Below are 11,458 nucleotides of genomic sequence, written 5' to 3'. Positions count from 1 at the left end.
CTACTGCCTCATCGTAACGGGAACCTGAATGCTGTGCAGCAGCCCGTTCAGCAGCGAATTGGCGGTAATATTGTCGAGCCTTGACTCGGGACGCAGCAGAATACGGTGGCCAAGCGTGTAGGATGCCAGTGTCTTGACGTCATCCGGGAGCACATAATCCCGCTCCTGCAGAAAAGCGAAGGCCTTGCAGGCCATCATGTAGGACAGCGCAGCCCGGGGACTGGCGCCCAGCATGGCCAGCGGATGCTCCCGGGTACCCCTGACGATGTCCAGCAGGTAACCCAGCACAGGCTCACTGATATAGACTTCCCGGATCTCTTCCTGAATGGAGGCGATCCGCTCCATCTCTGTCACAGCCTGAAGCTTGTCCACCGGCTGGCCGTCCTGATGGCTGAGCAGCAGATTCTTCTCTGTGGACGCATCCGGATAACCGAGGCTGATCCGCATCATGAACCGGTCCAGCTGAGCTTCCGGAAGCGTGTAGGTGCCCTCGAATTCAATCGGATTCTGGGTCGCGCAGAGCATGAAGGGATGCGGAAGCTCATACGTCTCCCCGTCTACCGTTACATTCCGTTCTTCCATGACTTCAAGCAGAGCGGACTGGGTCTTCGTCGTCGCGCGGTTGATTTCATCTGCAAGCAGTATATTCGTCATTACCGGCCCCGGCCGGAAATGGAACATCTCGTCCCGGGGATGATATACCGAAACTCCGGTAATATCGCTCGGCAGAATGTCGGGGTTGCATTGAATCCGCCGGTAATCGCCCGATATGGATTTGGCGAGCGCGCGGATCAGTTGGGTTTTGCCCGTTCCCGGTACATCCTCGATCAGAACGTGGCCGCCGGCAAGCAATGCCGTCAGCAGAAGTCTTATTTCAAACGTTTTGCCGAGAATGCAGGATTCTAAGTTCTTGCGGATATCATTGACGATTTGCATCGATTCTTGGCGTACGGGCATATATAGCAATACCTCCTAAGTCAGAATAACCGTATACTTACTATTTTACATGATATAGAGGGGCAAAGTACATTTGTAGTGCAGTTTAACCTGAAAAAATACGTACATATATACGTATCCGCTTCGCAGACGGCAGGATTTTCCGCATGTCTGGGGGAAATGTACAGGATAGGTTGTGAATTTGTCTGACTTGGGGGGCCTTTCCGTGAATTTGACAGAGCGCAAGACATGGAACGAGGAACATAAAAGACTGACAGCCATGATTCTGGTCCCAGGCGAGCATAGGGAGTCCGTCTCCCTGCTGCTGCGTCTGCACGGCCGTCTGCATGCTTCCGGCGGGGGAGATAACAGAGCCGGATATGAGGACATGCTTCTGATGAACATTACGGAAGATATGCTGCGTCGCTTCCCCGTGCAATCCCCGGATAGCCGGAACCCGGTCATTTGGCATTTATGGCACAGTGCGCGGATCGAGGATATTGCCATGAATATGCTGGTAGCCGGCGCCGGGCAGGTGCTGGAGAAGGCTGGCATGCAGGATGCCATGCGAATCCGCTTCATCCATTCCGGCAATGAGATGACTGAGGAGGAAATGGCGGAGCTAAGCAGGGAAATGCGGGTGGAAGGTCTGCTGGAATACCGGAGAGCGGTCGCGAGGCGGACCCGGGAGATCGTTGAGTCGATGGAGCCGGGGCAGTTCAGAAGAAAGGTGGAGCCGGAACGCATTCTCCGCATACGGGAGCAAGGCGCCGTGACGCCACAGGCGGGCTGGCTGGCCGATTACTGGAGCGGCAAAACCGTGGGGGGACTCATGCTGATGCCGGCCACGCGCCATCATTTTGTTCATTTAAACAAAGCGATGCGCATTAAGGGAGCGCTTCAGCGTGCCGGGAAAGAGAAACAGCCGCGGCGGACCTGATTCCTTCCTATTATCTTCATTGTAAAAATAGTTCCGCCGCGCTGGGCGCAAAAGAAAACCCGTCGGAGAGTGTCCGGCGGGCGGTCCTGCGCTTCGCGAATCATCCTCTTGGCCGCACCAGCAGAGCGGCCAGGAAGGAGAAGACGATCGCCGACGAAATCCCGGCGCTCGTAATATCAAAAATACCGGTGACCACGCCGATCCAGCCGTCGCGTTCCAGTTCGGTCAGCGCGCCGTGGACAAGGGAATTGCCGAAGCTCGTAATCGGCACAGACGCTCCCGCCCCGGCGAACTTCACCAGCGGATCGTACAATCCGAAGGCGTCGGCTACCGCTCCGGCGACAACCAGTGTGCTCATCGTATGCGCCGGCGTCAGCTTGAGGCCGTCCATCATCAGCTGGCCCACAACGCAGATAAGTCCTCCGACCACAAAAGCCCATACATAAATCATCCCTGCTCACCTCCGCTCTCCAGCGAAACCGCATGGGCGACGCAGGGGATGCTCTCCCCTTGCTGGTAGGATAAGGGGGATAGCAGCGCTCCCGTAGCAACGACCAGAATGCGCTTCAGAAGCCCCTTCTTGAGCCGCTTCAGAAGATGGCCGTACGTCACTGCCGCCGAACAGCCGCAGCCGCTGGCGCCCGCAATCACGTACTTCTGCCGCTCCCGGTCATAAATCATGAGCCCGCAGTCGGAGAATTTCGTCTGTTCCATGGGGACCCCCTCCTTGGCCAGCAGCTCCTTGGCGATGGGAAGCCCCACCGACGCCAAATCCCCCGTTACAATAAGATCGTAATGTCCCGGGGACAGCCCTGTATCGCGGAAATGGGCGATTATCGTATCGGCTGCGGCAGGCGCCATGGCGGCCCCCATATTGAAGGGGTCCTTGACCCCCAAATCCATAATCTTGCCGATCGTGGCCGAGGTGACATGCGGGCCGCTGCGGGTTCCGTCATTTCGCGTAATGACCGCGCAGCCCGAGCCGGTAACCGTGTACTGGGCCGTCGGCGGCTTCTGCGAGCCGTACTCGGTGGGATAACGGAACTGCTTCTCCACCGTGCAGTTATGGCTCGCGGTTCCCGCAAGCGCATACTTGGCTCCCCCGGCATCCACGATCATGGAAGCGACCGCCAGGCTCTCCATTGAGGTCGAGCAGGCGCCGAATACGCCCAGATAAGGCGCGCCCACCTTCCGCGCCGCGAAGGTGGCGCTGATAATCTGGTTCATCAGGTCTCCGCCGACGAAGAACTCAAGCTCCTTATCCTCGATGCCGGCGTTCATCAGCGCCAGGCGCGCGCTTTTCTCGAACAGCTTCCGTTCCGCCTTCTCCCACGACTTCTCCCCCATCTCCAGCGTGTCGAAAATAAAGTCAAAGTCGGAGGACAGCGGCCCCTCGCCTTCTTCCGGTCCTACCACCGCAGCGGAGCCGATAATAACGGGCCGGGAGTCAAACTCCCAGGTTTGCTTGCCGAGCTGTCTCATAGATGACCCCCTCCATGTCCCATGAAGGCGTAGATGATGCCGATAATGAAAGCCGCCACGGTCCCGAAGACGATAACCGAACCGGCGATCTTGAACATGTTGGCCGCCATGCCCAGTACAATCCCTTCGGAGCGATGCTCCAGCGCAGCCGAGCACATGCTGTTCGCGAAGCCTGTGACGGGCACGGCGGTCCCCGCCCCGCACCATTGGGCCAGCTTGTCATACACCCCGAAGCAGGTCAAAATGACGGAAATGAAAATCAGCACGGCAACGGTCGGACTAGCCGCATCCTTGGAACTCATATGGAACGCGGACATGAATATCTGCTGAATAGCTTGTCCAATCAAGCAGATCATGCCGCCTGACAGAAAGGCGCGGATACAATTTCTGACGACGGGCCGGGAAGGCTCATGCTTCTTGGCAACCTGCTTGTAGGCTTCCGGCGACAGGGAATCAAGCCGCTGCTTGACTCCCGGGCTTTTGGTATTGGCCGGCAATGAAGGCACCTCCTATGGTTTTGGCGAACGAGGGTCCGCGCTGCGGACCAAAATCGCATAAAAGATTTTCCTTTATTGTTCGCCGCAGGAGGATTCCTTATTACAGGAGCATTTTGCATAAATTCACGGAGCGATTTCAAAATAATCCGGTAAAATACAGCAAGATTACCACCAGCAGCACAAATAGAACGAGTATCAGAACTGCCTCCCGTTCCCTGGCCCTCCTCCTCATGCCTCTCGCGTCCTTTCCGGTTGTGCCCAACCTCTCCCTGATTGTTATTCTATTCACGCCTTCCATCCCCGGTGTCTAAAAATGGACAAGCCTTTCCCGAAGGTTCATACTTAGGGATTGAGTATGATTTAAGGAGAGATAGACAGATGAACCAGGAAACCCTCGACATGTTCAAAACTTTAACTGAATTCCCCTCTGCTCCCGGATTTGAGCGCGAATTGCGGCAGCTTGTGAAGGAAGCGATGTCCCCTTACACGGATGAATTTGTTCACGACCGTCTCGGCAGCCTGTTCGGCGTGCTGCGCGGCGAAGAGAACGGGCCCAAAATTATGGTTGCCGGCCATTTTGACGAAGTCGGCTTTATGGTGACCGCCATCACTGAAAACGGAATGATCCGCTTCCAGCCGCTTGGAGGCTGGCTTGCGGCTGCCGTATCCACCCAGCGGCTTCAGATTATTACGCCGAATGGTCCTGTCAATGGCGTGGTCGGCAGCACCCCGATCCATCTGCTGAGCCAGGAGGAACGGTCCAAGGCCGGAGATATCGGCAAAATGTTCCTCGATATCGGCGCAGACAGCCGCGCCGAGGCCGAGAGCTATGGCGTGAAGCCGGGGCAGCAGATTGTTCCGATCTGTCCGTTCACCCCTCTGCAAAATCCGAAGAAGATTCTCGCCAAGGCATGGGACAACCGCTACGGCGTCGGCTTGGCAATCGATCTCGTGAAGACGCTGAGCGGCAAGAAACTGCCGAACACCGTCTACGCCGGGGCTACTGTTCAGGAGGAAGTCGGTCTTCGCGGCGCCCGCACGGCCGCCAATCTGATCCAGCCGGACATCTTCTTCGGCCTTGATGCCAGCGCTGCCGCCGACATGACCGGGGACCGCCAGGCGTTCGGCCAGCTTGGCGGAGGAGCACTGCTGCGCATCTTCGACCCGACCATGGTTACCCACCGGGGCCTGATCGAATATGTGCAGGACATGGCGGATACCCACAAGATCAAGTATCAGTACTTCGTCTCCCCTGGAGGAGGAACAGATGCCGGACAGGTTCACGTCAGCGGCATCGGCGTTCCTTCGGCGGTTATCGGCATCTGCTCGCGCTACATCCACACCTCGACCTCGATGGTCCACACTGACGACATCGATGCTGCCCGCGAGCTGCTGATCAAGCTTGTCGAAGGACTGGACCGGACGACGCTGCAGACGATTATCGAACGGAGCTGAGTGATGCGGAACCGGCGGTAACACAGCAATTTGGTGTTACGGCTATGCCGCCATTCATGCACCGTAATACGGCAAGAAGAAAGCCCGCGCAGAGCCTGATCAGGCCTCGCGCGGGCTTTGTTAGCTTTATTATCTTATATCACATCAAGGGGCACACGGAACGCGGGCTTCGGAAAGGCCTCATTCAGCCGGACGCTCTCCTCTTTGGACAGCTCGATTAATCCTGCCGATGCGTTCAGCAGCACATGGTCTCTTGTGGACGCTTTGGGAATTGCAATTACACCGCCTTCACGGATGCTCCATGCCAGCAAAACTTGCAGGGGCTGCACTCCATGAGCTTCGGCAATCTCCATGACAACCGGGCTATATACCAGCCCTTTGCGGAGCGCGCCCGCCTGTGCCAGCGGAGAGTAAGCCATAATCGGCATCAGCTTGCTCCGCTGCCACGGAAGCAGCTCAACTTCGATGCCCCGGGAGCCGAGGTGATAGAGCACCTGGTTAGTTGTGCAGTTCGCGCCGCCCGGAACGTCCAGCAGTTCCTTCATGTCTTTCGAATCGAAATTCGAAACGCCCCAGCGTAAGATCTTCCCTTCTTTGACGAGACGCTCCATACCCTCCACTGTCTCCTCCAGCGGCACATCGCCCCGCCAATGCAGGAGATACAAATCCAGGTGGTCGGTTCCGAGACGCTTCAGACTTGCCTCGCAGCTTCTCGCCAGCCGGTCTGCCCCGGCATTGTGGGGATAGACCTTGGATACGAGAAAGACATGCTCCCGGATTCCCCGGATCGCTTCCCCCACAATCGACTCGGACTGGCCTTCACCATACATCTCAGCCGTATCGATCACATTCATGCCGAGCTCGACACCGAGCCGCAGAGCGGCGATTTCTTCCTCTCTGTATGCCGGGTTCTCCCCGATATTCCAGGTTCCCTGGCCGATCGCGGACACGAGTGTGCCGTCCGGCAGCTTGACCCGGCGGGCTGCATTCGCCGCTTCAATCTCCTGCTTGCGTGCTCCGTTCAAGGAATTCATCATGAATATCGTCTCCTTTTTGTGGATAGTACTGTTCTCTCCCACTTACCCCGACTAGATACAGCCCAAGGTTTTATACCCGTTTTGGGACGTAAATGACCCAGCCATTTTTTTACATAAATTTAACATTCCAGAAGAAGTATGCCAAAGGATGAAAAAGCGGCCTCCGGCTGTACCGGAGACCGCTGATGATTTACGGAATCATGACCGAGCTGTATTCCTGCTGAACCTCCACCGCCGTAAGTGCTTTACGGTAGATTTTCAATTCGTCGATTTTGCCTTGATATGGCGTATCCCAGTAGTTGACTCCGAGGCCAAAACGGGCAGAGGCATTCTTGAAAATATCCGGGAAGCCCGTGCCCGAGAATTTCTCCACCCCGTTGATGTACACTTTGACGCTGCCGTTATTCACTGTGAAGACGACATGCGTCCATTGATTCGCCGGAATGGCTATTCCCGTCTCGGCATCATACCAGGCAGTGCCCGACCACAGCTTCGTCTTGCCTTCGCCGCTCGCGGGAAGGAAGCTGATCCAGCTGTCCGTAGTTTGTGCGCCGAAGAAGGTTGTGGTGTAGGCGGTCAGTGCGGCGGGGTCCAGCCACATCGATACGGAATACACATTGCCTTCGATCAACCCATCCGGCAGGCGGATGCCGGAGGTTCCATCGAAGACCGCCGCCTGGCCTTTGACCCCTGCGCCATAGGTGACGCTGCCGACTGTACTGCTGTTCAGTCTGTTCCCGATGGATGCACCCTCGCCCGCAAGGCTCCAGGAATCATTCAAAGCGCCATCGAACGCATAATAGGCGATCTCTCCGTTATCCACGGTGACGGTGAAGCTCGCGGCAGCTCCGCCGCCGTCGGCAGCCGTTGCTGTAATGACGGCTGTTCCCGGCGATACTCCGGTTACCTTGCCGCTCACAGGATCAGCCGAAGCGATTTCGGGATGATCCGAGCTCCAGACCAGGGACGGATCGCCGGCATTGGCCGGAAGAATTGACGCGGATGGCGTGTAGCTGACACCTGCCGCAAGCTTCCTGGAGGACGCTTCGAGCGCAATGCTCGAAACCTTGACCGCCAGATCGGGCATTCCGTTTACCAGCCAGCCCGCTTCCTCGGCGGATAAAGCGCGTTCATAGACGCGAAGGGAGTCCATCTTGCCCTTATACGGGGTATCCCAGTAATTGACACCAAGTCCGAATACACCGGTCTCATCCGTAAAAATGTTTGTGAAGTTCGTTCCGGTGTACTTCTTCACACCGTTCACATACAGAGCAACTGATCCGTTCTCATAGGTAAAAGTCACGTTGCTCCATGATCCCGCCGGAATTTGCAGACCGCTGTCTGCCGACAGCCAGGCATCGCTGCCGAACCAGAGCAGAGTATGGGCGGTTCCGTTGCCGTAAGGCAGCAGGCTCAGCCAATTGTTCGTAGTCTTGGCGCCGAAGAAGGCGGTTGTGAATGCCGTCAGCTGATCCGGATTGAGCCACAGGCTGACGGTGTAGGCGCTGCCGTCAATCAGACCGTCCGGCAGACGAACCCCCGAGTCTCCGTTGAACACGGCGGCTTGACCGCTGACTCCCGTTCCATAAGAAATGTCTCCACCGGCCGCGTCAATCCGGCCGCCGGTTATGCTTCCCGCGCCGGTGCGTCCGGCCTGCTCGTTCAGATTGCTCTCGAAGTCATAGGCTGCAATCAAGCCGTCCTCCAGCGGATTGGCACTCTTCTGAAGCACCGTCAATGTGAAGGTCTTGCTCACTGAAGCGGAGTCCACGGTTACCGCCGCTGTCAGTTCCACAACGGCATCTCCACTGCCTGCTGCCGGACGGTTAACGGTTCCATCTGAAGACACGATGCTCTCATTCGAGGATGTCCAGGAGATGACCGAATTGCGGACGCCTTCCAACGGAAGAGTGAGATTCTTATACACCTTGCTTGTGTCTCCAATATTAATCAGATTGGCGATATGCTCAGCCAGCTGCCGATCGCTCAATGTTTCAATCTGGCTGCCCCATACGACCCGGCCCGCATCCGACATGGCGGTGAAAGCCATGACATAGGACTGTCTGGTGGGGTCCCACATTTTCACGAAAACGCCTTTGTACAAGGACTGCACCGGTATGCCGTCGATCGTTTCGTTCAGCAGAAGGTTCGCATAATAATCTCCCTTAAGCTCCCAGGTGCCGGTAACATCCGCTCCCGATACCGTGCCGTCGGCGTTAAGCTCGACCGCTACTGTCGGTTCGATGCCACTTTCGGCAATGTCCTTGCCATGGTTAACGAATTGATAAGAACCGGCGATTTCATCCACCGTTACTTTGTCGGCTTGTTCGCCTGCATACCGGAAAGGACCGGGCAGGGGCCAGCCGTCTTCATTCATGAACATCTGGTGCACGCGCACTTCATGCGCTTCCCCCCGATAAGGGAAACGGCTGTGGAAGAAGTTGAACATGCTGCCGGAGTCGTCAATCAGGAGAGAATTATGGCCGGACGACACATAGCCGTAAGCGGGGAAATCCGCCTCTGCGTTCAGATTGCTGTACAGGAAATCGCCAATCAGCTTGATCCCGTGATCCTCGAGTCCCTTGGAGCTGCTCAGCACCGCACTCTGTCCCAGCGCATCCACATAAGGACCGTCCGGATTCACGGAACGGAACAGCCGCATATCGTAACCGCCTCCTGCCGCAAATCCGCCATAGGAGACTGTCAGATAGTAGTAGCCGTTGTTCTTGTCATAGACGATAAATGGGCCTTCCCCCGATTGGCCGTAGCCGCCGGAAATCTTCGTTCCGAAATACCGGTCGATCAGACGTCCGTCGGATGTCTTGCCGTCTTGGCCGGGATACTGTGCCAGACCGGTCGCCGGGTCGATTTCAAGCACGAAGATGCCGCCCGACCAGGAGCCGTAGGTCATCCAGAGCTTGCCGTCCTTGTCATAGAACAGGCCGGGGTCAATCGCGTTCGGATACGTGGAATTGGCATAGGAGCCGTCCGACTTGAACCAGCTGTCGTTCACCCCGCTCAGCTTGCCTTCGCCGATCAGCGATGAAAGATTCGTGTTGGTCCATTTCTTGTCCACCGTGCTGTCTGCATCCGTCGCGCTGTTCTTCGTGAAGCCGGAATAGACAAGCGTTCCCGCATACGTGTAAGGTCCCTCGATGTTAGGCGAGACGGCAAAAGCGATCGCGGAACGGATGTACGTCGAAGAGGTGCAGAAATACATCAGATAGGCCCCCTTCGAGCCGTCGGCGTTGACGTAATCCTTGTTGTAGAACACATCAGGCGCCCAGACCGAATAGCCGCCCTTGCTGTCGGCGTCGTTCTCGCCCGCCCATGCAAAGGGAACCTTCAAATTCTCGGGCAGGTCGCCGAACAGAACGTTGCCCGGCGTCGTATAGCCGTTGGTGAACTTGGTCCAGTTCAGAAGATCGGAAGACTTGGCCGCTTCGATATGGGAACCGAATACATAGTAGACGCCGTTGTCCTTCACAATGGAAGGATCATGGACCGACACATTCGTGAACTGCGGAGCCGGTGTCGGCGTCTCGGCAGGAGCTGCGGAAGGCGAAGCTGCTGCACTTGGAGTTGGTGTGGCCGCCGATGTCGGCGTCGGTGCCGGGGTTGCCTCTCCGGCTGGCGTCGGTGTTGGCGTCGTCTCTCCGGCAGACGGTGTCGGCGCCTGCGACGGAGCTGCCGATGCCTCAGGTGAAGCCGAAGGCTGCGGTTCGGCAGCAGAGCCTTCCGGCACGGAAGAAGCTGGCGAAGCTGTTACAGCCGCCTGTTCAAACCGGACACGGCTCCTGGAGCCTTCATCGACATTTACAGTGCCGCCGCCCTGGACGACAACTATGCCGTCGAAGCCGACGCTCAGGCTGCCGATGACGGTTCCGGCATCCACGCGGATCGTCGAACCGCTGTCCAGCGCGGCCTGCGCGATGCTCCCGCTGGACAGATACAGCTGCGGCTGGCCGGCGGCGTTGACGCGCACATGGTCGAAGCCTCCGCTAAGCTGAACCGTCGAGCCGGCCGGAAGACTGCCTTCGACGACGACGCTGCCGAAGCCGGTGCCCGAAAGGCCGGACAGCTCCTCAAGCTTGACGCCGGAGTGGGCATAGACGTCACCGACCACAGTCGAGCCGCCCGCTGCGATCCGGACACTGCCGCCCGCTTTATTCACCACCACGGCGGTAGCGGATGAATCCGTAAGCAGCACACTATGCTCTCCGCCGCCGTTGACATACAAGGTGCCGCCGATCTTCACATGATCCAGCAGCACGGTGCCGTCTCCGACGCCTTCGGTCACATACAGATTGCCCGGAATGACGGCATCCTTCAGGCTTACACCCGCGGCCCCAATGACCGCATTCCGGGCGCTGATGCCGCTGTAATCGCCGCTTGACACGAACAGTTCACCGGCGATTCCGTCAATCATCCGCAGCGCTTCAGCCCGGGTGAGGCTGCGGCTTCCTTTGAAGCTTCCATCTTCGTAACCGTTTACATATTTCTCGCCCAACAGAGTCTGAACAGCGCTCCGGCTCCAGGAAGGCAGATCCGCCGCATCGCTGGGCAATACGGATGAGCTTCCCTCCTTCAGCTTGAATAACCGCACCAGCATAACAGCCGCTTCCTGACGGCTGACCGGGGCCTCCGGCCGGATCGTTCCGTCATCGTGGCCGCCCGCATATCCGGCGGCAACCGCTTTTTGAATATCGGCCTCATACTTGCTGCCGACAGCAACGTCACGGAAACTGACCGGCGACTTGCTCTGAAATTGAAACGCCCGGTTAATCAGCGCCATCCATTCTCCCCGTGTAATCTGCTGATCCGGCTTGTAGACTCCGCCGCCATAACCGGCAATGAGTCCCTTTTGCACCCATGCCTGAAAATCGCTCTGTGCCCAATGTCCGCTGTAATCCGCAGGTCCGGCCTCTACCTTCTGACCGGCGCTTCCCGCCGAAGCGGCAGATGCCGGAGAAGCCGGAAGCCCCCATGACGGAACCAGCAGAGCTGCCGAGAGAATGGCGGCCGCGAATTTGTTGGTTGCTCTTGTCACCCTCATAAATCCTCCTCTTTCAAAAATCCTGATTTTAGCGAAACGAAACCTGCCGCTCAAT

At 57.5% G+C, this 11,458-nt stretch carries 8 protein-coding genes; 2 read left to right on the top strand and 6 right to left on the bottom strand.

Annotated features, from left to right (window positions below):
• Entirely contained in the window at nt 1-957 is a 957-nt protein-coding gene (locus KIH86_RS14390; RefSeq protein ID WP_223085398.1) for an AAA family ATPase, read from the bottom strand.
• Between the two features lie 205 nt (nt 958-1,162).
• Here KIH86_RS14390 and KIH86_RS14385 point away from each other — a divergent pair, with 205 nt between their 5' ends.
• Entirely contained in the window at nt 1,163-1,876 is a 714-nt protein-coding gene (locus KIH86_RS14385) for a DinB family protein (protein ID WP_223085400.1), read from the top strand.
• A 100-nt stretch (nt 1,877-1,976) separates the two neighbouring features.
• Here KIH86_RS14385 and spoVAE read toward each other — a convergent pair whose 3' ends face one another.
• The 3 genes from spoVAE to spoVAC are packed head-to-tail and all read right to left on the bottom strand — an operon-like array spanning nt 1,977 to nt 3,807.
• Entirely contained in the window at nt 1,977-2,327 is a 351-nt protein-coding gene (gene spoVAE, locus KIH86_RS14380; protein ID WP_223085401.1) for a stage V sporulation protein AE, read from the bottom strand.
• Nucleotides 2,324-3,358, bottom strand: a complete 1,035-nt coding sequence (gene spoVAD, locus KIH86_RS14375) for a stage V sporulation protein AD (RefSeq protein ID WP_223085402.1) — start codon at nt 3,356-3,358, stop codon at nt 2,324-2,326. The genes spoVAE and spoVAD overlap by 4 nt, the downstream gene beginning before the upstream one ends.
• Entirely contained in the window at nt 3,355-3,807 is a 453-nt protein-coding gene (spoVAC, locus tag KIH86_RS14370; RefSeq protein ID WP_407672283.1) for a stage V sporulation protein AC, read from the bottom strand. Before spoVAC ends, spoVAD begins: the two co-directional genes overlap by 4 nt.
• Nucleotides 3,808-4,233: 426 nt before the next feature.
• Between spoVAC and KIH86_RS14365 the strand changes: the two genes are divergently transcribed.
• Complete coding sequence (locus tag KIH86_RS14365; protein WP_223085405.1) at nt 4,234-5,310, top strand: M42 family metallopeptidase; 1,077 nt, start codon at nt 4,234-4,236, stop codon at nt 5,308-5,310.
• Between the two features lie 134 nt (nt 5,311-5,444).
• Here the strand turns inward: KIH86_RS14365 and KIH86_RS14360 are convergent, their stop codons facing one another.
• Both KIH86_RS14360 and KIH86_RS14355 read right to left on the bottom strand, forming a co-directional pair.
• Nucleotides 5,445-6,344: an aldo/keto reductase gene (locus KIH86_RS14360; RefSeq protein ID WP_223086062.1), complete on the bottom strand. Its 900-nt coding sequence runs from the start codon at nt 6,342-6,344 to the stop codon at nt 5,445-5,447.
• A 193-nt stretch (nt 6,345-6,537) separates the two neighbouring features.
• Nucleotides 6,538-11,397: a LamG-like jellyroll fold domain-containing protein gene (locus KIH86_RS14355; RefSeq protein ID WP_223085407.1), complete on the bottom strand. Its 4,860-nt coding sequence runs from the start codon at nt 11,395-11,397 to the stop codon at nt 6,538-6,540.
• Nucleotides 11,398-11,458 lie beyond the last annotated feature (61 nt).

This window comes from Paenibacillus sinensis (assembly GCF_019904155.1).
GTDB classification, from domain to species: Bacteria; Bacillota; Bacilli; order Paenibacillales; family Paenibacillaceae; genus Paenibacillus_AQ; species Paenibacillus_AQ sinensis.
The sequence above is the reverse complement of the archived record's forward strand: the minus strand, read 5'-3'. Positions and strand labels throughout refer to the sequence as shown.